Origin of the sequence: Mesorhizobium muleiense (assembly GCF_900099905.1) — a bacterium.
Classification (GTDB): domain Bacteria; phylum Pseudomonadota; class Alphaproteobacteria; order Rhizobiales; family Rhizobiaceae; genus Mesorhizobium; species Mesorhizobium muleiense.
On sequence record NZ_FNEE01000023.1, the window covers coordinates 39343 to 62322 of the forward strand.

Here is a 22980-nt window from a genome sequence, read left to right on the forward strand (position 1 = left end):
CGATCATTGGCAAATCCACCTCGCCCATGCAGGCTTCTCAGATGAAGGACTGACCCTACCTTGTTGCGCCTAGATTCTTTTCCGATGCTGGCAAGGATCGTTTTTCCGATCACGTTGGCCGGCGTTCTCCTGCTCACGCTTCTGCCGGCGCGGTTCTTGCCCGAACTCGGCACGGCCGTCACGCTTTACGACGACAAGCTGCAGCACGCCATCGCCTTCGCGGTGCTGGCGGCCCTGGGAAGCCTCGGCTGGCCGGAACACAGGACAAGGCTGATTGTCCTCCTCGCCTTTACCGGCGCGGCGATCGAGGTGCTTCAGGGCGCGCAACTCATCGGGCGCGATCTGGATGGGTTCGACTGGGTTGCCGACTGCGCCGGCATGGCGTTGGGACTGACAATCGCCGGGACAAGCAGGCGCGTTGGCAAGCGCGTCGGCGGATTGCCGTAGGTCGTCATCCCAAGGCGATCCATGCCGCGACATCAACCGAGCTGCGGCGGTTCAGGATAAAAGCGCTCCGTAGCGATCCTTCGCGCCCCCCTCTGTCCTGCCGGACATCTCCCCCACTTGGGGGGAGATCGGCCTCCATCACTGATTTCGCCAACCACCAACGTTGAAAAAAGGACGCTGTCCGCGAAGCTGCCAATCTCCCGCGTTGTGGGGGCGCTGTCCATCGGCGATCAAAAGAGGGCTTACGGCCAATCGCAGACGTTGGAGAAAGACCGCGCGTCCCGCGCCCGCTGAAATCACTTTCAAGCCTCGCTTCGCGGGGCTTTTTTTATGGAGCAAGCCTGATGGCCCGACCCGCAACTGCCGCCGTTCGACTTCTGACCGGCGAACGCGAACCCGTGCGCGTGGCGACCACGGCCAGCATCCTGCTCCATCGCCTGCAGACCATCGACGGCGTGCCGGCTGAGGTCGGCGACCGCGTGCTGGTCAAGGACCAGGCCGACCCGACGCAGAACGGCATCTACACGGTGAGCGAAGGCGAATGGTTCCGCGCCGCCGACGCGCGCACCGCCCGCACCTTGCAAAAGGGAACGACGGTCCACACCCAGATCGGGTCGGTCAATGCCGGCCGGGTATTTGAATTCAGCGCCGACGAGCCGGTGGTGGGCAGCGACGCCATCACCATTGCCCCGTTCGTGCCGCCCGATATTTCGCAGGTGGTCGGTGCGGTGGTGACGCTGCGCGATGAAACGCAGGTGCTGAAGCATGCCAGCGCGGCCAGCGCCGGCCAGGCCGCCGCCAGCGCGTCCACCTCTGCTGCCAATGCCGCACAGACCGCCGCCGATGTCGCTTCCACGGCGGCCAACCTGGCCGGCGCCCAGGCGGCACGCGACGCGTCGCTGTATGGCAAGGGCATCTTCCCGACGACGGCCGCCGCGTTCGGCTTCGGCGTGGCTGGCTTCAGTGCCCTGGTCGGCGGCGCCGGCGGCACGGACGGCACGTTCGATCTGGCGTTTACCGGCGGCGCCGGTTCTGGCGCCGCAGGACGCTTCGTTGTCGCTGGCGGTGCTGTGACGATGATCCTGATCACGGCACCCGGCTCCTACGCGGCGGCGCCGGCTTTCAGCTTTGCGGCCTCTGCGGGATTGGCGGGCGCAAGTGCGGCGGCGGTTTTGGGCCGGAATGTTGAAGTTGGTGAGTACTTTTGGACCGAGGTCAGCGACGGCATCATGGGAATGTACACCGTGGCGGCTGGGCCTGTTGCCGTCGACACCGGTGTTCGCGCGTCGGCAGCGGAAGTTGTCGGCTTGATCGGGTCGCGGACGGTTGGGCCGGTCCTGATCACGGGCTCCGTCGGCGGCACGGCTGTTACCAATACCAGCGCCTATTATTGGCCGGGCTCTCTGTCGGCTGTCGATGAGTATCTGTCGAGCCTTGAACTTGGCTTCGGCGCTGGAGCAGGAACAATCCATATCGTAATTGCCCACGCCGAGGGCGATGGCACTTTAACTCTCGTCTCTGAACAAACGATCCCTGTCGTTGCCGGCCCGTCTTCCGTCAACTCGGGTCTTTCGATCCTGAAGCCAGCCGGCAGTGTCATGGGCCTGCAACGGACAGGAGCCGGCACGTGGTATTACACGGCGGGGGCCATTCCGAACGGCGAAAGCAAGTGGCTCACGGCGACGGTTCCTGCGTCACACACAGCCAAGACCGTTGACTTTGTCAATGGTCCGCAATGGAAAGCCACTTTCACGGGCGAAGTCGGCACAAAGGCGCGTGCAGCCTACGACACCGCAAACGATCTGGTCGACATCGTCGGCACTGAGCAGGTGGTCGGCTGGCCGAACCTGGTCAACACCGGCACGAATACCCCGGCGAACTACAGCGTCGTCATGCAAACGCCAGCGCCGGCCGATGGATACATCACCGAAATCGATGTCGGTGCCAGCGGGGCCGGCACGGCCAACATTCACGTCGTCCAGTACAATGGCGATCTAACCGTGAACGTGATCAGCACGCATCAGATCACGTTGGCCAATGGTGTGAGCGAAATCCCCCTCAGCATACCGATTGCAGCGGGGCAGTATCCGGCAATCAGCGGCGGCGGCTACAAGTTTCAGAACAGCGTCAACCCGCAAGGCATCCCCGCATGGATCAGGTCTGGCGTGCTGTCGAACGGCGCTATTGTGGCATCATCGACCCTGCACCGCTATGAAGTTGCGTTCACGATCAAAACTGGCCTCATCGCCGACGCTGCGCGGGCTCTGACAGGCGGCACACAGAACACCGGCATGAACCTGCTGGCGGACGCCGACCCGAATGGCGTCGTTGACGCGACCGCAATCTTTGCCTCGGCCGCTGCTGCCCATCCAAACCCGTATGTGCCGCCCGGCAGCTTCGCGTTGACGGCTATGCCTAAGTCGGGTGACGGTTTTTGGGGACCAGGAAAGCCGTTCGTCGGCGGCCGGAGGTTCTTCGTTCCGGCCCGCCCGTCGCTGTTCAATCTCTATGATGGCTTCCGGGCCAAGATGGCAGAGCATATCGCCAACAACGATGTGCTCTGCTTGATCGCCGATAGCATCGGTCTTTGGGCGTTGGCCAGCAATGGCCCGGCGCATTGGTTTAATCGAGTTACCCAATTTGCCAATCTCGGCATTGCCGATGACGAGCCGGGCATGACGGCGCTGCGGCCAAGCTCCACCTACACGCCGGCCTTCTATGGCGTTGCGACCAGCGGAACCGTCTCGACGGGAACGCGCGGGCCACTTGGCGAAAGCATCATCCTTGCGGATGGCGCGTCCCTGGCGTTCACTGGAGCTTATGAACAGGTCGATGTCCACTACACCCGGGACGCCGGTCAAGGTTCGCTTGCCTTCGCTTTCGACGGTGGCGGGGCGTACAAGACCGTCAATGCTGCCGGCGCTCTGGCGCTCGATCAATATTCCGGCCCGTCGATGACGGGGCAGGCTGCCAGCGGCAATTACACACTGACGGCGGTAGGCGGCCCCGTCGAAATTACCGGGCTTATCCGTCTTGGAGTTAAGGCGCCGGGATCGCGCCCTCGACTGCGCTCACTGCGCGCCGCGCATGGGAGCTATACTTTCGCGTCGTTTAATACGGCGCGTCTTACCTCGGCAATCGTTCAAGCGAGCTATGCTGGCGGCAAGATCGTTCCGATTCTCGCACTTGGCATCAACGACAGTTTTGGTACCGCGCCGGCTACGATTTCAACGAACATCACTGCGGTGCTTAATACGCTGGAGGCAGCTGCCGCACCTCGCATCCTTGCGATGCCGCCGACGCGCCCGTCTTCGGCCTGGGATGGTAGCTACACTGGAGGGCGGACTTACGACGCGGCGCTTGGCCCTATCCGCCAGACATACCGGTCACGAAACGTGCTGACGATCCCGATTGATGGTTTCGATTATATCGACGCTGGAGCCTATCAAGAGGGGCTTCACTTCAACGACGTCGGCCATGACAGCAACGCCTTGCGCTTCATCGAATATATCGCGGAGAGGGGATAGGCAAATGGCACAGGCAATTCAGCACAAGGGTGAGACGGTAGCCAAACTCCGGGAAGGCGAGGAGTGGGTCGTTGTCGGCACCAAGATCGAGCGGCATGGGCTACCTCACGTCGACACTGTACATGTCGGACGAGCTGCATCCGAATGCAGCCGGCAACCTGCCACCTATGACGCCGAATGCCTGCGTCAAATGGTGCGTCGGGGTCTCTTCGATGCCTAGACTGAAATGGTAGCGTGTGGCAGATGTTCGCAAATGCGTATCTTCTCCACCATTCTCGCTGTTCGCCGCCGCTTTTCGTCTTGGATCGCCACAGGCGCCGCAAGGGAGAATGCCGTCATCGGGCAGCGCACGAAGTTCGGTGCCGGGGCGGAGATCTTCAACATTCATGGCGACAGGTCCCGGGTCTCAATCGGCGCGGACAGCCATCTGGACGGACATCTGCAGGTCTTTGCCCATGAGGGTCGGATCAATATCGATGACTGGTTCTACCTTGGTCCAGGCTCGACGATTTGGTCATCGGATCCGGTGGGGATCAAGATCGGCAAACATGTCCACGTCTCGTGGGGGGTGGCGATCCACGATACCAACTCGCATCCCATGGACCCGCAGAAGCGTTTTGCGCAGATGCAGGCCATCTTTCGCGAAGGCCACCCGCGCGTCGACCCAGGCATCCGCTCAGCACCGATCACAATCGGAGATGATGTCTGGATCGGCAACAGTGCCATGATAATGAAGGGTGTCACGATCGGCGACCGGGCGATAATTTCAGCCGGCTCAATCGTACGGTCGGACGTTCCGGCCGACGCTTTGGTGCGGCCGGACCGCGACCTGGTGAAATGAAATGATGCCTTCGCTCATCAATGAGCGTCGTCCCATCCTAGAGCGCCAACCATTCGCTTGCGCCAAGGCGCGGGCGAATGGCAACGGCTAATGGCGGCTGTCTTGCGGCTTGTTGTGAGGCTGGCTGTTCGACCACCAGACAAAATACAGCGAACCCACCTTCATGACCGGCACGCGGCGCTCGCGTTCGCGCCCCCGCAATTCGCGATAGACTTTTACCTTCAAGGTGCCGCCCGGCAGTTTGATGCGCACGGCCATCGGTTCAACTCCGCTGTGCAATTCAATGATGATGTGCGATGCAGCAATTAGAGAACTTCCCCAGCCGAAGAGTCAACCGCCGATGCGCGCGTTTGTTGGCTTGACCGGAAGGGTTCAAGCGCAGCCGCCCGAGGACGGCTTTTTTCGGGCCGTCAAGGCGCTGCCCGAGATCGGTTTGGATCGTCGTCGGGCTGGTCGTTCAACGGACGCGGCCGGCAGCTGAAATACAGCGAGCCCAGCTTCAGAACCGGGATGCGGCGGGCGCGCTCACGCTCGCGCAACTCCCGATACACCTTCATCTTCAAGGTGCCGCCCGGCAACCTGATACGCACTGCCATTGCTCCCAACCCCCGTTGTGCAATGCAGCGACTTAGAGAGCTTCCGTGGCGGAAGAGTCAAGGGCTGATCGTTGATTATTTCCGCGGCTGTTTTCCGGGACCGGCTTGAGCGGGTGAATGGTGAATGGTGAATGGTGAATGGTGAATGGTAGTAGTGAGTAGTGAGTAGTGAGTAGTGAGTAGTGAGTAGTGAGTGGTGAGTGGTGAGTGGTGAGTGGTGAGTGGTGAGTCGTGAGTGGTGAGTAGTGAGTAGTGAGTGGTGAGTGGTGAGTGGTGAGTAGAGTGAGAGCACCTTCTTCACTATTCACTATTCACCCACTCCCTTTGGCGGGCGTCCGGACGGACGATCCGAAATGCTGCTCGGCCACCAGACGATGAAATAGTCTCCAAGCCGCCAGACCGGGACTTGGCGCTTCTGCTCGCGGCGACGCAGCTCGTCCTTTTTCTTGATCTTCAGTGTCCCGCCCGGAAGCCTGATCCTGATTGTCACGCGCCCTCCGCACCTGTTCCCATGGGGTATGAACGGTTCATGCGAGCAGTTTATTCCGGCTAAGCGGTTTCCATCCCGATGGCAATACGGATCGAGCTGTTCTCAACTGGTCAATGCCGTCAGTTGAAGAAATTCGCCATGCCCTGGAAGGCCAGGAACGCATAGACGATCGGCCCGGCTATCAGCCCGCAATAGAGGCACAGGATCACCGCCAGCGCGACAAGCAGAGGCTTGTCGCGGCCGACCGCGCAGAGCTCGGCCTTCACCGTCCAGCGCGCCGTTCCTTCGTCTTGCGACATCGGCAAATCCCCACAGTTTGGGGCCATTTCACACAATCGCCTGCAAACATCAACCGGGCGCCTGCAAACATCAACCGGGCGCCTGCAAACATCAAGCTGGCGCCTGCAAACATCAACCTGGGAAAGGACCAAGACCATGGACATGACGTTCAAGGGCGCCGCCAGGCGCCTCGACGATCTCGATCTGCCAAGACTCGGCGCCAGCATCGGCGTCGGCGAGGACGAGATCCACGCCTTTCTCGATGTCGAAACCAGCGGGCATGGCTTCGACGCCCAGGGCCGGCCGGTGATCCTGTTCGAGCCGCATGTGTTTTACCGCAATCTCGCGGGCGCGGCTCGGGCAAAGGCGGTAGCGGCCGGCCTTGCCTATGCCAAATGGGGCGAAAAGCCTTATCCCCGCGACAGCTATCCGCGCCTGAAAGCCGCCTGCGCCATCGACGAGACGGCGGCGCTCAGATCGGCGTCATGGGGGCTCGGCCAGGTTCTCGGCGAGAATTTCAGGGCGGCCGGCTTCCTCACCGTGCAGTTGATGGTCGAAGCCATGATGGCGGACGAGGCGCTGCAGCTGGCGGCGGCGGTCAATTTCATCGCCGCCAACCGGCTCGACGGCAAATTGCGCAAGCATGACTGGGCCGGCTTCGCCAGGGGCTACAACGGCGCATCCTATGCGAAGAACGCCTACGATATCAGGCTTGCCGAGGCATTCCGCAAATGGTCCGGGATCAGGGACACGCCGCCCCCTCCGGCGCCGGTTCCGATCCCGCAGCCGCCGCAACCGAAGGGTTTCACGCCCGCCAAGGCAGAGCCGGGCAAAGCCGGAGTGCGGCGCGGACCGTTGTCCGGACCGTTTTCCGGATCGTTGTCCGGATTATGGGCCGCAGTGCTGGCTCCATTGGTCGCCGCAATCCTCTCCCTGTTTCGAAAGGTAAAGCCATGACCTGGTTCAATACCAACGCCGCGCACAATCTGATCAATGTGCTGATCCTGCTGCTCACCGGCCTGGTGGGCTTCGACTGGACGCTGTTCGGCATCGACGCCGCCCTGGCGCTAAAAATCACCGGGGTGCTGGCCCTGCTCAAGATCCTGATCAATGTCGTGCGCGACGGCGTCGCCGGACTCGTCAGAAACCAGCCTGCCGTGGAGGGCCATTGAGATGTGGGTGCTTTCCATGCTGGGCGCGCTCGCCGGCAACACGACGATCTTGGCGATTTTCGCCGCGCTTGTCGGCGGCATCGGCCTGTTTGTCGCCGGCGGTCGGGCCAACAAGGATGCGGCCAGGCGAGCGGCAGAAAAACTCGTTGCCGTCGAGGAGCGCCTTGAAATGGACCGCGAGGCGACCGATGCCGAACGCGCGGCGCGCGACCTGCCGGACGAAGCCGCACGGCGGGAGGCGATGCGATGGTCAAAGCGCTGATGCTGCTGCCCAAGAGCCTGCTGTTTGGGTGCCTGTTGCCCAAGCGCCTGCTGTTTGGCGGCCTGCTGCTCGCCGGGTGCGCAACGCCGGTTTCGCCGGCGCGCCAGGTCTGGTGCGACCACAACCAGCCGCGTCGTGCGTCCGCCGCCGTCGTCGCCGCCATGACGCGGCCCGAGCTCGACGAAATCAATGCCTACAACGGCAAGGGCGCCAGATGGTGCGGGTGGAAGCCATGATACAGGAACTTCTCGACGCGCTCGGCATCAAGGCGCCGGTGGTGGTCGCCGGCCTTTCCGGCGGGATTTTGCGAGCCCTGTCGCGCCACCGCTACAAGGTTCGCGAGATGGTGGCGTCGCCGATCTGCGGCGCGCTGGCGGCGGCCTACCTGACGCTCCCCGTGGTGCTCTATATCCGCGCCGGCCTGGCGATTCCAGCCAACGACGACACCACGACGCTGGCCGCGGCGTTCCTCATCGGCGTCTCGGCGATGTGGATCTCGGACATCGTCTTCGAAGTGGTGGTCAGGCGGTTCAAGCCCGAGAAGGAGGAGTGGCCGGAGAAGGAGGAGTGATCGCGGCTGACTTGTTGCGCCGCAGTATCACTCTTGCGGGAGACACTGGTAAAGGTGGGGTGAAGGTGCGGAACCACGGCCGAAGCTGCGCGTTAGGCACGACCTTTGCCGAGGATGCAGCATGCCAGCTCGCCCAATCGTCGCGACAGCCGCAGCGATCCTGATCGCCGCCACAAGCATGGCTCACGCCCGGCCGGATACGCGCGCCATGACATGCGAACAGACGCAGCTTCTGATCCAGAGCCGGCGCGCGGTGGTGCTGACCACCGGCCGCAACACCTATGACCGCTATGTCCGCCGGTTCGGCAATGAATGCGACTGGCCCGAAGTGCCTGTCGCCGCCTATGTCAGGACGCTTGACGGTCAATGCCGGGTCCACCGATGCGAGGAGCCGGTGTTCGATTTCCCGGACTAGTGGGGCTGACGACTTCGTCAGCGTTGCGGGATGAGTGCCGAGGCCGAAGCTGCTGATCTCCCCCCTTGAGGGGGAGATGGCCGGCAGGCCAGAGGGGGGCGCCGCGCGTCGAGCGCCAACCTCCACTGTCGCAAGAGAGAAGGCCGCGCCCAGTCGAACCGACCCCCTCTGCCCTGCCGGGCATCTCCCCCTCAAGGGGGGAGGTCGCTCTAGAAGCCGAAGAACTGCCAGCCGATGAGGTAGCCAAGCGCGACGACCGCCAGGGGAAACAAGGCCGGCGCCAGCCGGCTCAGGGCGGAGTTGCTTGCCGGCTCCTTTGGGGCGCTTCTTTCGGCGTTTCCGAGGTTCTTGGTCATTCCGCTATAGTAGCAATCGCTGATTAACGATTCCCCAACATGCCGCGCCGGCGCGATGGAGCCGGGCGGCTTGCTGCAGGCGGGAACCAATCGCCGCCAACCGGCTTTGGCAAAGAGGCGATCGTTCGCGCGGAGGCGTTCGACATGAAACCTTTCGCATTGCTGCCAATCACGCTGCTCGGCGCACTGGCGTTGGCGGCGCCGGTTGCCGCCCAGACGGATAACCAGACACAAGACCAGGCGCCTGCCGGCCACTGCCAGGCGCAGCCGCAGAACGGCGAGCAGCAGCCGCCGCCCGTCAGCAACGGTGACAACAACAACCTGACCGATACTCTTGACCCCTGCAACGGCGTGCTGCTGCCGCCGCCGACCGGCGATCAGGGCGTGGCCGCACCGCCGCCGGACCAAGGCAGGACACCGGTGCTCAAGCCCGGCGAGGTCCCGGCGCAGCCGCCGAAACCATAGATTGGGGGCATTTGCCGGTCTCGCGCCTGACGTGCCGGCGCCGGCAGGGATTTTTTGCCGTAGGGAGCGGAACATTAGTTATCGCTGAATGTTCTTTTCGAAGCAGTCGATATCACCCCCCTCCGGTATCGCTGCTGATCGGGCAAAACCGATCGGCCCGCGCGCTTGGGCGACCAAGATCGCGGGCCACTGCCAGCCAACGCGGCGATCAATTAGTCGCCGCTCACGGAACAAGACGGTTTCGTCAAACGTTGGCTTTTGGGCTGAGTCGTCCCGACTGTGGACAGCAGAGCCCGCAAACCAGACAGGAGAAGACGATGAAAATCCACCTTGTTCCTGCCGCCGCCGGGCTGGCTTTGCTGGCCGGTGTCGGCGTCGCCACCGCAGACCAGGTGATTATCACGCCCGAGCAGCAGACGGTCGTCCGCCAATATGTGGAGAGGCACCCGCTGGCGTCGATCAGCCTCCTGGGCGTGGAACTCAACGTCGGTTCCACCTTGCCCGACACGGTTGAACTTCATGAGGTTCCCGACGTCGAATACAGATATGTAGTCGTCGACGATCGCACCGTGCTGGTCGATCCCGGCACCCGCAGGATCGTGCAGGTCATCGACTGACCTTCACCCGCCGCTCTCCCGGGAAGACGCGGGAAGAGCGGCGGCTCGCCGGCAGGCAGCCGGCTGTCGATCGTCTTCGTGGCGGGACGGAAGGAGCCATTCCATGTTGCCGCATGTCGAATCACGCGATGTGGCCGCATCCGTCGACAAGCTGCTTGCCAAACGGGGCTCTGCCCTGTTGTCGATGAAGGCGTTGATTGCAGCCGTGCGTGAGCAAACCGGAACCGAGCGCTCGGACGCGGATCTGGCGGGGCTGATCACCAAAAAGGCGGCACTCCTCGGTCTCGCGGTCCTGTCCGATTTGGGCGGACCAGACTCAGGCCGACCCGATCTGGGCCGAAGCCCCCAAGACGCCGGTCGAAAATTCAGCTAGAAGTTGTCGCTCACCGATTTGAGCCGAGGAGGCAACAGTGACTGATAACAGGCAGGAACGCATTCGCCGGCGGGCTCACGCGATCTGGGAGCAGGCCGGCCGGCCCGACGGCGCGCATCAGCAGCACTGGGACCAGGCCGCGGCCGAGATCGACGGTGGTGGGGAAAGCGGACCCAAAGCCAAGACTGCTCGGCCAAAGGCGCCGGCTCGGCCGAAGGAGCCGGCGGCCGGCAAGCTGACCAGTTCAAAGACTGCCCGGCCGCGCAAGGGCTAGCCGCCATCTGATGTAGTGCTCTACGGCGCCCCCCTCTGTCCCGGCAGGACAGAGGGGGGCGCTTCGCTCTGCCCTCAAAGGTTTCGCACATAACGCTTCGGCCGCGGGACGAAGCACTGTCCCGCGGCCGAAGCGCTGGTCCCGAAATCGATCTCGGCTACTGGCCGCAGTGCCTGTCGTTGACGGTGGGTGAAACCGTGCCGGGAGCCTTGTGCGTGGCATCAGGCATCGCGCCCTGCGGGCTTGGCGGGCAGTTCCGGTCGGCATTGGAATTCGTGCCGTCGGGGCCCGCAATGATGCTGCCGGTAATCCCGGTATCGACCGTATCCGGCTCAGCCAGGGTCGGATCGACCGGGGCCGGGTCGATGACGACGCTCCTGCCGCTGCCGGGAGCCATGCCAGCCTCTGTGTCGGCTGGGTCGGCTGTGCTCTGGGCCATCGCAGAGGTGGCCAAGCCGGCGGCGAGCACGGACGCCGCGAGTAACTTCGTAAGCATGGTTTGCCTCCATTTGTCTCCATTTTTTCGGTCGTCGCCGCATCGCGACTACAGAAAAAACCGCTCGGGGGTGGTGAAGGTTCCCATAAAATTCCAGCCTGCGACGAGCCGTCGTGGTCAGGAGGGGCCGTCGTGACCAGGAGGGGCCGTCGTGACCAGCAGGGCCCGTGGTGATCGGGAGGGGCCGTCGCGACCAGCAGGGCAATCTTGCCTGGGATTCCGGGAACCCAAAGTGCGCCGGCCGCGAGCCGTTGACATGACTTGGCTTATCGCGATATTGAACAGGACTATACAGGTTTACTGAACAGGTATTCCATGGCGCGTCGCACGACCCTGTCGTCTCCCGGAACCGGCAAGCCGGAACGGATCGCCACCGTTCTCGAGCACGAGATCCGCTCCGGCGTGCTCGGCTTCGGCGACCGCCTGCAGAGCGAGAACGAGCTTGTCCAGCGCTTCTCCGTCAGCCGCAACACCATCCGCAAGGGTCTCGAGGAACTGTCGAGCCGCGGACTGATCACCACCAAGGTCGGCATCGGCTCGTTCGTCACCTTCGACGGCATGCCGGTCGACGATGCCGTCGGCTGGTCGCGGGCGCTGGCCAATGCCGGCGCCAATGCCGAGACGCGCACGCTCAGGCTCGAAGTCATGCAGGATGGCGAGCTCGCCGCCAGGCTCGGCGTCGAAAGCCCGTTCTTCATCGCCGTCGACCGGGTGCGCTCAAACGCCGATGACGGCCACGCCATCTCGATCGAGCGCAGCCGCCTGCCGCTGTCGCCCGAACTGGAGGACGTGCCGCTGCGCGGCCTGCGCGAGGGATCGCTGCACCAGACGTTGCGCGGCGCGGGTCTTGTCCCCGATCACGGCGAGGAGTGGGTCGATATCGAGATGCTGAGCGCTAAGGACGCGGCCATTCTCGACTGCGCGCCGGGCGCGCCGTTCCTGCGCACGCGGCGCCTGACGCGCGCCGCCGACGGCCGCGCCATCGAATATGTCACCAGCCTGCTCAATCCGGCGCATTTCGCGCTTCACCTGGAGTTCTGAGCGTGGAGATGGCCGCGGCGATCGACCGGGCGATGGGTGCGCTTGTCGGCGGGGCGCTGGGCGATGCGCTCGGCATGCCGACGCAGCTTTTGTCGCCGGCCCGCATCGCCGAGCTCTACGGTCCTGTCGAGGGTTTCGTCGCGCCCGCCGCCGACCATCCGGTGTCGAAGGGCCTGGCTGCCGGCACCGTCACCGACGACACCGAACAGGCGCTGCTGCTCGGCCGCATCCTGGTTGCTTCAGGCGACGGCTTCGACCACACGCGCTGGGTCAAGGCGCTGCTCGACTGGGAGCGCGAGGTCAAGGCGCGCGGCAGCTACGATCTGCTCGGACCGTCGACCAAGCGCGCCATCGACGCCATCAATGACGGCGTGCCGGCCGAGGAGGCAGGGCGCAGCGGCGACACCAATGGCGCGGCGATGCGCATCGCGCCGGTCGGCATCATGATGCCGCCGGAGCCGCTCGACGCGCTGGTCGCCAAGGTTGCGGAAACCTGCCGGGCGACGCACAACACCTCGATCGCCATTGCCGCGGCGGCTGCCGTTGCCGCTGCCGTCAGCTGTGGCGTTGCCGGCGGCGATTGGCGCGCCGCCTCGGATCGCGCGGTCGTGGCGGCAAGGCAGGGCGCAGAACGCGGTCATTGGACGACCGGCGGCGATATCGCCGCGCGCATCGACTGGGCGAGGGGCCTGGTTCGCGGCAAGGCCGTCACCGACGGCATCCGGCTGATCGTCGACCTGGTCGGCACCGGCGTCGCCAGCCAGGAATCGGTTCCGGCGGCCTTCGCGGTGCTGGAAATCGCCGGCGGCGATCCCTGGCAGGCGGCCGTCATCAGCGCCAATCTCGGCGGCGACACCGACACGATCGGCGCCATCGCGGCCGGCATGGCAGGCGCCTGCGCCGGCTTTCGCCGATTGCCAAGGGAATACATCGCCCGGCTCAAGGGCCTCGACATCGCTCAGGTGCGCGGGCTCGCCGCCGACCTGGTCGCGGCGCGGATGGCGAAAAGTGGTTCAGGCAAGGACGCGGCGGCATGAGCGGAGCTCAGCCTGACATGAGCGGAGCTCAGCCCGGCATGAGCGGAGCTCAGCCTGACATGAGCGGAGCTCAGCCTGACATGAGCCGGCGTCTTGTCCATGTCGGCAGCGCGGTGGTCGACCATGTCTACCGCATCGACGCCCTGCCTGAGCCCGGCACCGAAAAGACCGCATCGAGTTATGCCCAGGTCGCCGGCGGCGGCTTCAACATGATGGTCGCGGCCAGCCGCACCGGCATGAAGGTCGTCTTCGGCGGCCAGCTCGGCAGTGGACCGAATGGCGACTTCCTGCGCACCGCCTTTGCCGCCGAGGGCATCGCAACGCTGACCCCGCCATCACCTGACATGGACAGCGGCAATTGCGTCGCCATGATCAGCGGTGACGCTGAGCGCACCTTCGTGTCATGGCCTGGCGCCGAGAGTGTGCTCAGCCTCGGCATGATGGCGCCTGTCTGCGTTGCGCCTGATGATTGGGTGTTCGCCTCCGGCTATACGCTGAGCTATCCCGGCAGCCGCGACGCGCTGGCCGACTGGATCGAGGCGCTGCCGGCGGAGATCCCCCTGGTCTTCGATCCGACGCCGGTCGTCTCGGAGATTCCGCGCGCCATTCTCGACCGGGTGCTGGCGCGCACAAGCTGGCTGAGCTGCAACACAACGGAAGCGGCCGAGATCGCCGGCCGCGGCGATGTCGAGGCCGTTGCTGCCCGGCTGCTGGCCAGTCACTGCCCGAACGCCGAGGCGGTCGTCATCCGCGCCGGAGCAAAAGGTTGTTTCGTGCGGCTGGCGGATGGCGGCGCCAAGGCCATACAAGGTTTCAACGTCGCCGCCGTCGATACCAACGGCGCCGGCGACACGCATATCGGCGCCTTCGTCAGCGCGCTGTCACGCGGCGTGCCGCCGTTCGGAGCGGCGGGCTACGCCAATGCGGCGGCAGCGCTCTCGGTCACCCGCCATGGCGGGTCGTCGGCGCCGACCGCCCACGAGATCCAGACCTTCCTCAGCCATGACGATCAATCCGTGCATGGCGGCAGGCAAGAGGCCCATTTCCGACAGCAAAAATGACTTAAACAAGCTCGCCAACCGGGCAAACAATGAGAGGAACGAACATGCGCATGCCCAAACTGACTGCTTTTCTGATGGCAACCGCCGTCTTCGCTTCCGCACTGGTCGCCAGCGCCGACGAGGTGCATGTGCTCAACTGGAAGGGCTACGGCGCCGACGAGCCCTGGGCCATCGCCGCCTTCGAGAAGGCGACCGGCAACAAGGTCGTCAACGACTTCTTCAATTCCGAACAGGAAATGCTGACCAAGCTCAGGACCAATCCCGGCCTCTACGACGTCGTCATGATCAACGCCGCCTTCAACGACCAGGCGATGGCGGAAAAGCTGATCCAGCCGATCGACGTCTCGAAAATCCCCAACTATGCCGACATCAGCGCGGACAAGGCAGGCTCGCCGATGCTCGCCCGCGATGGCAAGGTCTATGGCGTGCCATGGGTGTGGGGCTTGACCGCGCTCGCCATCAACGAGAAAGCCTTCGAGACGCCGCCGACCAGCATCGCCGAGATGTGGAACGAGGCGCATAAGGGCCGCGTCACCATCCGCGACGACGCGGTCGAGGCGGTCCAGTTCGGCGCCATCGCCACCGGCCAGAACATCAACGACATCAAGGATATGGAAGCGGTCAAGGCGAAGCTGACCTCGCTGATGCCGCAGATCAAGACGTTCTGGAGCTCGGAAAACGACTGGAACCAGATGGTCGCCTCCAACCAGATCGACATCGGCACTTATTGGAGCGGTTCGGCCGACCGCGCCAAGACGCATTTCAAGCTGCCGGTGTCGCTGGTCATCCCCAGGGAAGGCGCCGTCGCCTGGCTCGACGCCTTTTCCATTCCGGTCGGCGCCAAGAATGTCGCCGGCGCCGAGGCCTTCATCAACACCATGATCGACCCGAAATTCTACGTCGAATGGGTCACCAAGGTCGGCGCGCCGGTGTCGGCCAACGCCAAGGCGGTCGCCGCCCTTCCCGAAGACGCCTTCAACCGCAAGGTGATGGGCGACCCCGGCGTCGCCAAGCGCATCCAGTTCCAGGCGCCGATCAGCGACGCGCAGCGCGAGGCCTATCTGGCGCTGTGGCAGGAACTCAAGGTCAATGTGAAGTAACGGGCGGGGTGAAGTAACGGCAAGCTTTTCGGGAGGAACATATGGCAGGACAGGTCGCGACCGGTGCGAGGAGCGGATTGCGATCGGCTTTGCCGCTGCTTGTGCCCGCCTATCTCTGGCTGACGGTGGCGATCTTCATGCCGCTGTCGGCCATGGTGTTCTTCTCCTTCATGACCGAGCTGCCGCTGTCGGGAAAGGCGTGGTCGTTCACGCTGGACAATTATGCCACCTTCTTTGCGCAAGGCCTCTACCGGACGCTGCTGCTGGCCTCGCTCAAGCTCGGGCTCGAGGTGACGCTGTGGTGCGTCGTCATCGGCTATCCCGCGGCCTATGTGCTGGCCAAGGTGTTTAGGGGACGCAGCCGCGAGGCGATCTTCCTGCTCGTCATCCTGCCGTTCTGGTCGAACGGCCTGGTGCGCATCTTCTCCTGGGCGATGGTGCTGCGCGAGGGCGGCATTCTCGACACCGCACTCAACGCCGTGCTGCCGTTCAAGATCAACATCGACCTGATGTATTCCTATCCGGCCGTCATCATCGGCCTGGTCCACTCCTACGTGCCCTACATGGTGCTGACCTGTTACCTCACACTGCAGGCCATCGACGATTCGCTGATCGAGGCGGGCCGCTCGCTCGGCGCCTCGCGGCTGCAGATGCTGAAACGGGTGATCATCCCGCTGTCGATGCCGGGGCTGGTCGCCGGAGCGGCGCTGATCTTCGTTCCCGTCGTCGGCTCCTTCATGGAACCGCGTATCCTCGGTGGCCGCACCGGCACTTTCTACGGCACGATCATCGAGGACCAGTTCGTCGCCGTGTTCAACTGGCCGCTGGGTGCGGCGCTGTCCTTCATCCTGCTGGCCGTCGTGCTGGTCATCCTGGCATTGGCATCGCCGGTGTTGAAGAGGGCCGCGTGATGGCGACGACGCGCTTCCTGGAATGGTGCGGGCGCCTCTATATCTGGCTGCTGCTCGCCTTTCTCTACTTGCCTGTTATCATCATGGCGCTGATGTCGTTCAACGTTTCGCCCTTCTACCAGTTGCCGTTCGAATGGACGACCGAGTGGTACGCGTCGTTGTGGCAGAACGACCAGCTGATCTCGGCCACCTGGAACAGCATGGAGATCGCCATCATCAGCACCATCATCGCCACGGTGCTCGGCTCGGCGGCATCGCTGGCGCTCTATCGCCATGAATTTCGCGGCAAGAAAGTCCTGCAAGCGCTGCTGTTTCCACCGATCGCCATTCCGTGGCTGATCACCGGCACGGCGATGCTGATCTTCTTCTTCGGCGTCGGCATAGGCCGTGGCCTGTTCGCGATCCTGCTCGGCCATGTCGCGCTGGCGCTGCCCTATGTCATCGTCGTCGTCTCGGCCCGGCTGCAGACCTTTGCGCCGGAGCTGGAAGAGGCGGCGCGATCGCTCGGCGCCAACCAGTGGCAGGTGACTTCGCGGGTGACGCTGCCCTGGATCATGCCGGGCGTCATCGCCGGCGGGCTGTTCGCCTTCGCCGTGTCGTTCGACCAGTTCGTGGTGTCCTACTTCCTGTCGACGCCGGGCCAGACGACCTTGCCGGTCGAGATCTACGCCGCGATCCGCAAGGGTTTCACGCCGGAGATCAATGCCGTCTCGACGATCATCATCGTCGTCTCGATGGCGCTGATGCTGCTCACGGCAAAATTCTTCAAATTCGGCGGAGAGAAATAATGGCCGGCGTGCAGGTAGCGAATTTGTCGCGCAGTTTTGGCGCGCACAAGGCGCTGGACGATGTCTCGATCGATTTCGCCGACGGCGGTTTCTATGCGCTGCTCGGGCCGTCGGGCAGCGGCAAGACCACGCTCCTGCGCCAGATCGCCGGCTTCGATTTCCCCGACACCGGCCGCATCGCCATCGGCGGCGAGAGCGTCGAGCGGGTGCCGGTCGAGAAGCGGCGCATCGGCATGGTGTTCCAGAACTATGCGCTGTTTCCCAATATGAGCGTCGCCGACAATGTCGGCTTCGGCCTGTCGGTGCGCGGGCAAGCCAAGCCAACAATAGCCAGCGAGGTGCAGCGCGCGCTCGACCTGGTGCAACTCGGGAGGCTTGGCGGCCGCCGCCCGCACCAGCTGTCGGGCGGCCAGCGCCAGCGCGTCGCGCTGGCGCGCGCCATCGTCACCAAGCCGCGCGTGCTTTTGCTCGACGAGCCGCTGGGCGCGCTCGACAAGGCGCTGCGCGTCGACATGCAGATCGAGCTGAAACGCATCCAGCGCGACATCGGCATCACCACCATCTTCGTCACCCACGACCAGGAAGAAGCGCTGACGATGAGCGACCGCATCGGCATCCTGCGTGACGGCAGGCTGGTGCAGGAGGGGCCGCCCGAGGAGATCTACGACAGGCCGAAGAGCGAGTTCGCCGCCACCTTCCTCGGCGACGCCAACATTTTTCGCGGCGACAGCACCGGCACCGGCATCCGGCTGCCGGACGGCACGGCGATCGCCGCCGCGGCAGGCGCGACGCTTGCCGCCGGCGCCAGGGCCAGCTGCGCGGTGCGGCCCGAACGCATCCGCATTGCTACCGATTCAGGGACGTCCGATCCGAACGCCAATATGCTCCGGGGGCAGGTTTCCAGGCGCATCTTCGCCGGCAACAGCAGCACCTATTTCGTCGATCGCGACGGGCAAACGCTCAAGGTCATCGTGCAGAACACCGGCGTTGAAAGGTTAGCGGAGGGGCAAGAAGTGGTGCTGCGCTGGTCGCCGGAGAGCACGGTGCTGATCGCGGCAAACTGATCTTGCCAGGCGGACCGCAATCAGTGAGAGCATGGTCGGGCATAGTGCGGAAAAGCGGAACACCCGATGACGCTTGAACTCAGTGCGGGCGACCAGTCGATGCTCGACGGCGAGCACGGCCGGGCCTTGGCCGCAGCCATGAAGATACTGGTCGCCTTTTCCAACGCCGTCGGTGCGCGAAAATTGTTGGACATTGCCGGGGCGCATATCGACGGCTGCCTCTATCACGGCCAGGCCAGCCTCGATTTCGTCGAAAGGCTGGTCGAGGGCGGCGGCCGCGTTCGGGTGCCGACGACACTCAATGTCGGTTCCTTCGACCTCATCCATCCCGGGCTGGTGAAGATGCCGCCGGCGCAAGAAGTGCCGGCGCGGCGGCTGATGAAGGCGCATCTAAAACTCGGCTGCCAGGCGACCTTCACCTGCGCGCCCTATCAGACGCGGTTCCGGCCGGGCTTTGGCGAGCAGATCGCCTGGGGCGAGTCCAACGCCATCGTCTTTGCCAATTCGGTGATCGGCGCGCGCACCAATCGCTATGGCGATTTCATCGATCTGTGCTGCGCGATGACCGGGCGCGCGCCGGCCTGGGGACTGCATCTCAGCGAAAACCGACGCGGCCAGATCCTGTTCGAGCTGACCGGTTCTTTCGAACCTTCCGATGCCCTGTTCGTCGGCGTCGGGCTTATTGTCGGTCAAAGGAGCGGCGACCGTATTCCTGTGATATCAGGCCTGCCGCAGCCGCGCGACGAGGATCAGTTGAAGGCGCTTGGCGCGGCGGCGGCAACGACGGGTGCAGTGGCGCTGTTTCATGCGGTCGGCATCACGCCGGAAGCAAGGACGCTCGACGATGCATTTCGCGGCGTGGCGCCGGAAGCGACGATCCGGATCTGTCGCGCCGACATCGACCAGGCGCTGGCAAAACTGTCGAGCGTCCCCGACGGCGCGCCGCTTGCGGCCGTATCGCTCGGCACGCCGCATTTTCCCATGACGAGTGGATGCGCCTGCTGGCGTTGCTGCGCGAGGTGGCGCCGGGCAGGGGCATCCCGATCTACGTCAACACCGGGCGCGCCACTTTCAAGAGATTGCAGGACGAGGGCGAGCTGAATGATGCGCAAAAGTTCAACCTCATTCCGGTTACGGATACCTGCACCTATGTCACCTCGGTGCTCGAGCGTCTCGACGGCGTGGTGATGACGAATTCCGGCAAATGGGCGCATTACGCGCCGGGCAATATCGGCGTGTCGGTGGCCTTCGGCGACCTGGAAGACTGCGTTCGCTCGGCCGCTGCCGGGCGCGTCGTGCGAGGCGCGCGATGAGCCAACAGGACAGTCGAGCGCTGAAGAGAGTCGGCACGTTCCAGCTTGCCGGCGAGGCGCAGGGATCGGCGCTGGTGCTGTCGCATGCGCTCAGCTTCTGGGGCGGCGTCGATGCCGAAACGGGCGACATCATCGACCGTTCGCACCCGGGCGGCAACGTCGCCGGCAAGATCCTGGTGATGGCATCCGGGCGGGGGTCGTCGTCCTCATCGTCGGTCCTGGCCGAGGCGATCCGCAGGGGCACGGCGCCGGCCGGCATCATCCTGCAGCGGCCCGATCCGATACTGGCCGTCGGCGCCATCGTCGCCGAGTTCCTCTACGAAATCAGCATGCCGCTGGTCGTCTGCGACATATCGGGCATTGTCTCCGGCGACCGGATCGCGATCGGCGTGGCTGAGGGTGCGCAAGCGATGGTGAGCAGAATCTAGGCCCGTGTTGACAGTGCCACAGGCCGTTCAGATCTCCGGGATGCTCTCCCTAAAAATCACCTGCAGCCTCGGCTGGTGGAGTTCGTAGGGCAAGCCCCTGACCGCGTGGGTCAAGGTGTTGAGCGCTTCGCGGGCCTCGACGCGCGGGTTCTGGTCGATCACTGCATCGAGCGTGCCGTCGAGCAAAAGCTCCTTGGTGCCTTCCGTCACTTCATGGCCGAGAAACACGGTCGACAGCGCCCGCCCTCGCTCCTTGAGCGCGCGGGCGATGCCGGTGTTGCCGGCGCCGACATTGTAGATCGCGGCCAGGTCCGGATGCCGGTCCAGCAGGGCGGAGGCCTCCGCATAGGCCTTTTCCCGGTCGTCGAGCATCTCGCGCATCTCGACGATCTGCAGATTGGGCGATTCTTCCGTCAATATGTGGCGGAACCCCATCTCGCGTTCCTCATGGCCGCGATAGGAGAGCGAGCCGGCGAACAGCGCGACCTTGCCCGGACGACCGGCGCCCATGAAGCGGTTGAGCAGATAGCCGGCGAGCCGGCCGGCGGCGCGGTTGTCGATGCCGATATAGGCGACCCTCGGCACGTGCAGGATGTCGGACGCTATGGTGACGACCTTGACGCCGCTGGCCGACAGCGAACGGATCGCCTCGCGGACCGTCGGGTGATCGAGCGCGATGACGCCGACGCCCTGCGTCTGGCCGCGCAATTCCTGCAGCAGGCGGGCCAGCCGGTCGGGATTGAAGCCTTCGATCGTGGCGACGCGAACATCGAGGTCCGGCCGCGATTGCGCCTGCGTCTCGATGTGCCGGTGCAGCATCTTGATGAAGGAATTGGTGCCGGCGGGCAGGGCGAAGTCGAGCCGTATGACATCGCCGGGCGGTGCGTGGCGCGGGGTCGGGCTGTTCGAATTCTCAGCGATGTAGCCAAGCCGCTGCGCCGTTTCCAGCACGACCTCGCGGGTGCGCGCCCTAACCCCGGCGCGGTTGTTGAGCACACGATCGACCGTCGCGGCTGAAACGCCGGCTTCCCGGGCTATGTCTGTCACGGTGGACCGCACAGTCGATCACCTCACTGCTTGCGCGCTACCGCGCATCAAAATCGCGCGCTCAATGGTTCGAATGCCGGACGACCGCTTCATGCCATCCGCGATTCTGATGGGAAATGATGTATCCGGCCTTAGACGATGCGCAAGCCGGCGCTACACCAAATCGTCGAGCCGCGCCGCCCCTCAAATTCAAGCCCCTCAAAATCCAGCAGCGAGTGCGATGAGGCGATGATGATCGACTGCATTTTTCCTCCATTTGCGATGTTGTGATTTGTTTTGATTATTTATGATGTTGACAGCCTTCCCCCGGTGCCGTCAATATCCATCATGAGGGCCGTGGAGGAACAAGGCCCCCGAGGGAGGAGTTCCAATGTCTGATATGATCCGCATGTCGCGGCGCCGTCTGCTGGCGTCCGGTGGAAAGGCGGCCGTGCTTGTTGCCGCCGCAGGTATCGCACCGAAATTCATCCGCCCCAGCCGCGCCTATGCGGCCGATGCGCTGGCGCCGGGCATGATCGGCGGCCCGACCGGCTTCGACGGCTCGGAGCGCTATCAGTATGGTCCCGACACGCCGGAAGGCCGCGCCATCGAGGCGGCCAAGGCGATGAAGGGGGCCGGCAAGGCGCCGGCCAAGATTGTGCTTGGCCTGTCCGACGGCTCGATCGGCCAGCTGACGCAGCCATTTCCCGCCGGCGCGCCCTCGATCAAGGATCTGTGGGAGAAAGAAACCGGCATTCCGCTCGAGATCGTCGGCGTGCCGAACGGGCAGGAATTCACCAAGACGATGCAGGACATCTCCACCAAGGGTGGGGCCTATGACATCTACGCGGTGGAATGGAACCGTCTCGGCGATCTCGCCGAAACCGGCGGCATCCTGAAGCTCGACGACTTCGTCGCCCAGTACAAGCCGGAATGGGACGACCCCGAGCGCGGCTATGTCGACGGCGCCAAGGGCGTCTCGCTGCTCAACCAGTATCGCGGCTCGACCTATGGCGTGTCGCTGGACGGCGATTTCCAGACCTGGGTCTATCGCACCGATCTGTTCGGCGACGCGGCCGAGAAGAAAGCCTTCTCCGACAAGCATGGCTATGAACTGGCGCCGCCGAAGACCTGGAAGCAGCATGACGAGATCGCCGCCTTCTTCCATCGCCCGGACAAGGGTCTGTTCGGTTCGACCGATCTGCGCAACCAGGGCTGGGGCTACACCAATTGGTATCAGCGTTATGTTTCAATGGCTTCGCCAAATCAGTTCCTGTTCGACGATACCGGCAGGCCGCTGATCAATTCGCAGCAAGGCATTGCCGCTGTTAACGAGTACATCGCCTCGCTGGCCCATCATTCGCCGGATGCGATCTCGTGGGGCTGGCCGGAGCAGTACGGCAATTTTGCCAAGGGCGGCGCCGCGATGACCTGCGCCTTCTCCAACCTGCCGAAATTTTTGGACAATGCCGGCAACAAGGATTCAGCTGTCACCGGCAAGATCGGCTCGATGCTGCCGCCCGGCCGCGAGATCGACGGCAAGCTGATCAGCCGCTCGGTGCTGTGGCTCAATCTGTCGGCCTCGGTCTCGTCGCAGGCCAAGAATCCGGAGGCCTGCTACCTGTTCCTGCAGTGGCTCGGTTCGAGCCGTATCTATGCCTGGATGACCGCCAATCCGGGCGGCTATTTCGATCCGTTCCGGTTGTCGGATTTCTCCGACCCGCTGGTCCGCCAGACCTATCACGCCTACCACATGGATGTGGTGCGCGAGACGGTCGCCCGCACCGTCCCGACCATCAACTATCCCGGCGCCACCGCCTTCCACAACGCGCTGGACGAGAACCTCGTCGCCGCGCTGACCAAGGCCAAGACCGCCGAGCAGGCGATGGCCGACACCGAGGTCGAATGGAAGAAGATCGCCCGCCGCACCGGCGAGGAGAAGCTTCTCGAAGCCATCAAGACCAACAAGGAGGCCTGGCCCACGGTTCTCGACCCGGTCAGCTGATCCTCCTCCCAGGATCCGAATGGAG

General features: G+C 64.1%; 30 protein-coding genes and 1 pseudogene. 24 read left to right on the forward strand and 7 right to left on the reverse strand.

Annotation, left to right across the window (positions count from 1 at the left end):
- Positions 1 to 84: 84 nt before the first annotated feature.
- The 4 genes from BLT09_RS27405 to BLT09_RS27420 all read left to right on the forward strand — a co-directional run bounded on the left by BLT09_RS27405 (position 85) and on the right by BLT09_RS27420 (position 4815).
- On the forward strand, positions 85 to 447 hold the full coding sequence (locus BLT09_RS27405) for a VanZ family protein (protein WP_023797892.1): 363 nt from the start codon (positions 85 to 87) through the stop codon (positions 445 to 447).
- A 578-nt stretch (positions 448 to 1025) separates the two neighbouring features.
- Complete coding sequence (locus BLT09_RS27410) at positions 1026 to 3974, forward strand: SGNH/GDSL hydrolase family protein (RefSeq protein ID WP_139172696.1); 2949 nt, start codon at positions 1026 to 1028, stop codon at positions 3972 to 3974.
- A 4-nt stretch (positions 3975 to 3978) separates the two neighbouring features.
- Entirely contained in the window at positions 3979 to 4194 is a 216-nt protein-coding gene (locus BLT09_RS27415) for a hypothetical protein (RefSeq protein WP_091599048.1), read from the forward strand.
- A 33-nt stretch (positions 4195 to 4227) separates the two neighbouring features.
- Entirely contained in the window at positions 4228 to 4815 is a 588-nt protein-coding gene (locus BLT09_RS27420; RefSeq protein WP_167366550.1) for an acyltransferase, read from the forward strand.
- 87 nt (positions 4816 to 4902) lie between these two features.
- Here the strand turns inward: BLT09_RS27420 and BLT09_RS34495 are convergent, their stop codons facing one another.
- The 4 genes from BLT09_RS34495 to BLT09_RS27440 all read right to left on the reverse strand — a co-directional run bounded on the left by BLT09_RS34495 (position 4903) and on the right by BLT09_RS27440 (position 6200).
- The gene (locus tag BLT09_RS34495) at positions 4903 to 5073 is read right to left on the reverse strand and encodes a hypothetical protein (protein WP_023798595.1); all 171 of its coding nucleotides are present in this window, start codon (positions 5071 to 5073) and stop codon (positions 4903 to 4905) included.
- Positions 5074 to 5225: 152 nt separating this feature from the next.
- A complete protein-coding gene (locus BLT09_RS27425; RefSeq protein ID WP_091599054.1) occupies positions 5226 to 5411 on the reverse strand; it encodes a hypothetical protein in 186 nt (61 codons plus the stop codon).
- Between the two features lie 307 nt (positions 5412 to 5718).
- On the reverse strand, positions 5719 to 5901 hold the full coding sequence (locus tag BLT09_RS27435; protein ID WP_023798597.1) for a hypothetical protein: 183 nt from the start codon (positions 5899 to 5901) through the stop codon (positions 5719 to 5721).
- A gap of 119 nt (positions 5902 to 6020) precedes the next feature.
- On the reverse strand, positions 6021 to 6200 hold the full coding sequence (locus tag BLT09_RS27440) for a hypothetical protein (RefSeq protein WP_091599061.1): 180 nt from the start codon (positions 6198 to 6200) through the stop codon (positions 6021 to 6023).
- Between the two features lie 136 nt (positions 6201 to 6336).
- Here BLT09_RS27440 and BLT09_RS27445 point away from each other — a divergent pair, with 136 nt between their 5' ends.
- The 6 genes from BLT09_RS27445 (at position 6337) to BLT09_RS27470 (ending at position 8600) form a co-directional block, all read left to right on the forward strand.
- The gene (locus BLT09_RS27445; protein WP_091599064.1) at positions 6337 to 7137 is read left to right on the forward strand and encodes an N-acetylmuramidase family protein; all 801 of its coding nucleotides are present in this window, start codon (positions 6337 to 6339) and stop codon (positions 7135 to 7137) included.
- On the forward strand, positions 7134 to 7352 hold the full coding sequence (locus BLT09_RS27450; RefSeq protein ID WP_091599067.1) for a hypothetical protein: 219 nt from the start codon (positions 7134 to 7136) through the stop codon (positions 7350 to 7352). Before BLT09_RS27445 ends, BLT09_RS27450 begins: the two co-directional genes overlap by 4 nt.
- Before the next feature lies 1 nt (position 7353).
- The gene (locus BLT09_RS27455; protein WP_091599070.1) at positions 7354 to 7614 is read left to right on the forward strand and encodes a hypothetical protein; all 261 of its coding nucleotides are present in this window, start codon (positions 7354 to 7356) and stop codon (positions 7612 to 7614) included.
- Complete coding sequence (locus BLT09_RS27460) at positions 7599 to 7850, forward strand: hypothetical protein (RefSeq protein ID WP_236473364.1); 252 nt, start codon at positions 7599 to 7601, stop codon at positions 7848 to 7850. The genes BLT09_RS27455 and BLT09_RS27460 overlap by 16 nt, the downstream gene beginning before the upstream one ends.
- A complete protein-coding gene (locus BLT09_RS27465; protein WP_167366551.1) occupies positions 7829 to 8185 on the forward strand; it encodes a hypothetical protein in 357 nt (118 codons plus the stop codon). The genes BLT09_RS27460 and BLT09_RS27465 overlap by 22 nt, the downstream gene beginning before the upstream one ends.
- Before the next feature lie 121 nt (positions 8186 to 8306).
- A complete protein-coding gene (locus BLT09_RS27470) occupies positions 8307 to 8600 on the forward strand; it encodes a hypothetical protein (RefSeq protein ID WP_091599072.1) in 294 nt (97 codons plus the stop codon).
- Positions 8601 to 8809: 209 nt separating this feature from the next.
- Here the strand turns inward: BLT09_RS27470 and BLT09_RS34500 are convergent, their stop codons facing one another.
- Positions 8810 to 8956 (reverse strand): hypothetical protein, encoded by a 147-nt coding sequence (locus BLT09_RS34500; protein ID WP_091599075.1) that lies wholly within the window; start codon positions 8954 to 8956, stop codon positions 8810 to 8812.
- Between the two features lie 144 nt (positions 8957 to 9100).
- On the opposite strand from BLT09_RS34500, the gene BLT09_RS27480 reads away from it, so the two are divergent.
- From BLT09_RS27480 to BLT09_RS27495, 4 genes are all read left to right on the forward strand, one after another.
- The gene (locus BLT09_RS27480; protein WP_091599193.1) at positions 9101 to 9421 is read left to right on the forward strand and encodes a hypothetical protein; all 321 of its coding nucleotides are present in this window, start codon (positions 9101 to 9103) and stop codon (positions 9419 to 9421) included.
- A 317-nt stretch (positions 9422 to 9738) separates the two neighbouring features.
- Positions 9739 to 10038 carry a DUF1236 domain-containing protein gene (locus BLT09_RS27485; RefSeq protein WP_091599078.1) on the forward strand — a complete coding sequence of 100 codons (300 nt, stop codon included), beginning with the start codon at positions 9739 to 9741 and terminating at the stop codon, positions 10036 to 10038.
- Between the two features lie 103 nt (positions 10039 to 10141).
- Positions 10142 to 10411 carry a hypothetical protein gene (locus BLT09_RS27490; protein ID WP_236473367.1) on the forward strand — a complete coding sequence of 90 codons (270 nt, stop codon included), beginning with the start codon at positions 10142 to 10144 and terminating at the stop codon, positions 10409 to 10411.
- Between the two features lie 37 nt (positions 10412 to 10448).
- Positions 10449 to 10685, forward strand: a complete 237-nt coding sequence (locus BLT09_RS27495) for a DUF2934 domain-containing protein (protein ID WP_091599081.1) — start codon at positions 10449 to 10451, stop codon at positions 10683 to 10685.
- Positions 10686 to 10842: 157 nt separating this feature from the next.
- Here BLT09_RS27495 and BLT09_RS27500 read toward each other — a convergent pair whose 3' ends face one another.
- The gene (locus BLT09_RS27500; RefSeq protein ID WP_091599084.1) at positions 10843 to 11181 is read right to left on the reverse strand and encodes a hypothetical protein; all 339 of its coding nucleotides are present in this window, start codon (positions 11179 to 11181) and stop codon (positions 10843 to 10845) included.
- Positions 11182 to 11496: 315 nt separating this feature from the next.
- Here BLT09_RS27500 and BLT09_RS27505 point away from each other — a divergent pair, with 315 nt between their 5' ends.
- The 9 genes and pseudogenes from BLT09_RS27505 to BLT09_RS27545 all read left to right on the forward strand — a co-directional run bounded on the left by BLT09_RS27505 (position 11497) and on the right by BLT09_RS27545 (position 19924).
- Positions 11497 to 12222: a GntR family transcriptional regulator gene (locus BLT09_RS27505; protein WP_091599087.1), complete on the forward strand. Its 726-nt coding sequence runs from the start codon at positions 11497 to 11499 to the stop codon at positions 12220 to 12222.
- An 8-nt stretch (positions 12223 to 12230) separates the two neighbouring features.
- Positions 12231 to 13259: an ADP-ribosylglycohydrolase family protein gene (locus BLT09_RS27510; protein ID WP_167366553.1), complete on the forward strand. Its 1029-nt coding sequence runs from the start codon at positions 12231 to 12233 to the stop codon at positions 13257 to 13259.
- Between the two features lie 80 nt (positions 13260 to 13339).
- Positions 13340 to 14320: a PfkB family carbohydrate kinase gene (locus BLT09_RS27515; RefSeq protein WP_091599092.1), complete on the forward strand. Its 981-nt coding sequence runs from the start codon at positions 13340 to 13342 to the stop codon at positions 14318 to 14320.
- A 44-nt stretch (positions 14321 to 14364) separates the two neighbouring features.
- Positions 14365 to 15420: an ABC transporter substrate-binding protein gene (locus BLT09_RS27520; RefSeq protein WP_091599095.1), complete on the forward strand. Its 1056-nt coding sequence runs from the start codon at positions 14365 to 14367 to the stop codon at positions 15418 to 15420.
- 41 nt (positions 15421 to 15461) lie between these two features.
- The gene (locus BLT09_RS27525; protein WP_091599098.1) at positions 15462 to 16331 is read left to right on the forward strand and encodes an ABC transporter permease; all 870 of its coding nucleotides are present in this window, start codon (positions 15462 to 15464) and stop codon (positions 16329 to 16331) included.
- Positions 16331 to 17119, forward strand: coding sequence for an ABC transporter permease (locus BLT09_RS27530; RefSeq protein ID WP_091599101.1), 789 nt, complete (start codon positions 16331 to 16333; stop codon positions 17117 to 17119). The genes BLT09_RS27525 and BLT09_RS27530 overlap by 1 nt, the downstream gene beginning before the upstream one ends.
- Complete coding sequence (locus tag BLT09_RS27535; RefSeq protein WP_091599104.1) at positions 17119 to 18183, forward strand: ABC transporter ATP-binding protein; 1065 nt, start codon at positions 17119 to 17121, stop codon at positions 18181 to 18183. Before BLT09_RS27530 ends, BLT09_RS27535 begins: the two co-directional genes overlap by 1 nt.
- Positions 18184 to 18249: 66 nt before the next feature.
- Positions 18250 to 19496: pseudogene (locus BLT09_RS27540) on the forward strand (aconitase X).
- Positions 19493 to 19924 carry an aconitase X swivel domain-containing protein gene (locus BLT09_RS27545; protein ID WP_091599107.1) on the forward strand — a complete coding sequence of 144 codons (432 nt, stop codon included), beginning with the start codon at positions 19493 to 19495 and terminating at the stop codon, positions 19922 to 19924. Before BLT09_RS27540 ends, BLT09_RS27545 begins: the two are co-directional and overlap by 4 nt.
- 27 nt (positions 19925 to 19951) lie before the next feature.
- On the opposite strand, the gene BLT09_RS27550 is transcribed toward BLT09_RS27545, so the two are convergent.
- The gene (locus BLT09_RS27550) at positions 19952 to 20983 is read right to left on the reverse strand and encodes a LacI family DNA-binding transcriptional regulator (RefSeq protein ID WP_091599110.1); all 1032 of its coding nucleotides are present in this window, start codon (positions 20981 to 20983) and stop codon (positions 19952 to 19954) included.
- 358 nt (positions 20984 to 21341) lie between these two features.
- Here BLT09_RS27550 and BLT09_RS27555 point away from each other — a divergent pair, with 358 nt between their 5' ends.
- Positions 21342 to 22955 (forward strand): extracellular solute-binding protein, encoded by a 1614-nt coding sequence (locus tag BLT09_RS27555; protein ID WP_091599112.1) that lies wholly within the window; start codon positions 21342 to 21344, stop codon positions 22953 to 22955.
- Positions 22956 to 22980 lie beyond the last annotated feature (25 nt).

Coding starts and splice junctions, on each gene's coding strand:
- BLT09_RS27405 (WP_023797892.1), top strand. CDS start 85: ATGCTGGCAAGGATCGTTTTTCCGATCACGTTGGCCGGCGTTCTCCTG.
- BLT09_RS27415 (WP_091599048.1), top strand. CDS start 3,979: ATGGCACAGGCAATTCAGCACAAGGGTGAGACGGTAGCCAAACTCCGG.
- BLT09_RS27420 (WP_167366550.1), top strand. CDS start 4,228: ATGCGTATCTTCTCCACCATTCTCGCTGTTCGCCGCCGCTTTTCGTCT.
- BLT09_RS34495 (WP_023798595.1), bottom strand. CDS start 5,073: ATGGCCGTGCGCATCAAACTGCCGGGCGGCACCTTGAAGGTAAAAGTC.
- BLT09_RS27425 (WP_091599054.1), bottom strand. CDS start 5,411: ATGGCAGTGCGTATCAGGTTGCCGGGCGGCACCTTGAAGATGAAGGTG.
- BLT09_RS27440 (WP_091599061.1), bottom strand. CDS start 6,200: ATGTCGCAAGACGAAGGAACGGCGCGCTGGACGGTGAAGGCCGAGCTC.
- BLT09_RS27445 (WP_091599064.1), top strand. CDS start 6,337: ATGGACATGACGTTCAAGGGCGCCGCCAGGCGCCTCGACGATCTCGAT.
- BLT09_RS27450 (WP_091599067.1), top strand. CDS start 7,134: ATGACCTGGTTCAATACCAACGCCGCGCACAATCTGATCAATGTGCTG.
- BLT09_RS27455 (WP_091599070.1), top strand. CDS start 7,354: ATGTGGGTGCTTTCCATGCTGGGCGCGCTCGCCGGCAACACGACGATC.
- BLT09_RS27460 (WP_236473364.1), top strand. CDS start 7,599: ATGGTCAAAGCGCTGATGCTGCTGCCCAAGAGCCTGCTGTTTGGGTGC.
- BLT09_RS27465 (WP_167366551.1), top strand. CDS start 7,829: ATGGTGCGGGTGGAAGCCATGATACAGGAACTTCTCGACGCGCTCGGC.
- BLT09_RS27470 (WP_091599072.1), top strand. CDS start 8,307: ATGCCAGCTCGCCCAATCGTCGCGACAGCCGCAGCGATCCTGATCGCC.
- BLT09_RS34500 (WP_091599075.1), bottom strand. CDS start 8,956: ATGACCAAGAACCTCGGAAACGCCGAAAGAAGCGCCCCAAAGGAGCCG.
- BLT09_RS27480 (WP_091599193.1), top strand. CDS start 9,101: ATGAAACCTTTCGCATTGCTGCCAATCACGCTGCTCGGCGCACTGGCG.
- BLT09_RS27485 (WP_091599078.1), top strand. CDS start 9,739: ATGAAAATCCACCTTGTTCCTGCCGCCGCCGGGCTGGCTTTGCTGGCC.
- BLT09_RS27490 (WP_236473367.1), top strand. CDS start 10,142: ATGTTGCCGCATGTCGAATCACGCGATGTGGCCGCATCCGTCGACAAG.
- BLT09_RS27500 (WP_091599084.1), bottom strand. CDS start 11,181: ATGCTTACGAAGTTACTCGCGGCGTCCGTGCTCGCCGCCGGCTTGGCC.
- BLT09_RS27505 (WP_091599087.1), top strand. CDS start 11,497: ATGGCGCGTCGCACGACCCTGTCGTCTCCCGGAACCGGCAAGCCGGAA.
- BLT09_RS27510 (WP_167366553.1), top strand. CDS start 12,231: ATGGCCGCGGCGATCGACCGGGCGATGGGTGCGCTTGTCGGCGGGGCG.
- BLT09_RS27515 (WP_091599092.1), top strand. CDS start 13,340: ATGAGCCGGCGTCTTGTCCATGTCGGCAGCGCGGTGGTCGACCATGTC.
- BLT09_RS27520 (WP_091599095.1), top strand. CDS start 14,365: ATGCGCATGCCCAAACTGACTGCTTTTCTGATGGCAACCGCCGTCTTC.
- BLT09_RS27525 (WP_091599098.1), top strand. CDS start 15,462: ATGGCAGGACAGGTCGCGACCGGTGCGAGGAGCGGATTGCGATCGGCT.
- BLT09_RS27530 (WP_091599101.1), top strand. CDS start 16,331: ATGGCGACGACGCGCTTCCTGGAATGGTGCGGGCGCCTCTATATCTGG.
- BLT09_RS27535 (WP_091599104.1), top strand. CDS start 17,119: ATGGCCGGCGTGCAGGTAGCGAATTTGTCGCGCAGTTTTGGCGCGCAC.
- BLT09_RS27545 (WP_091599107.1), top strand. CDS start 19,493: ATGAGCCAACAGGACAGTCGAGCGCTGAAGAGAGTCGGCACGTTCCAG.
- BLT09_RS27555 (WP_091599112.1), top strand. CDS start 21,342: ATGTCTGATATGATCCGCATGTCGCGGCGCCGTCTGCTGGCGTCCGGT.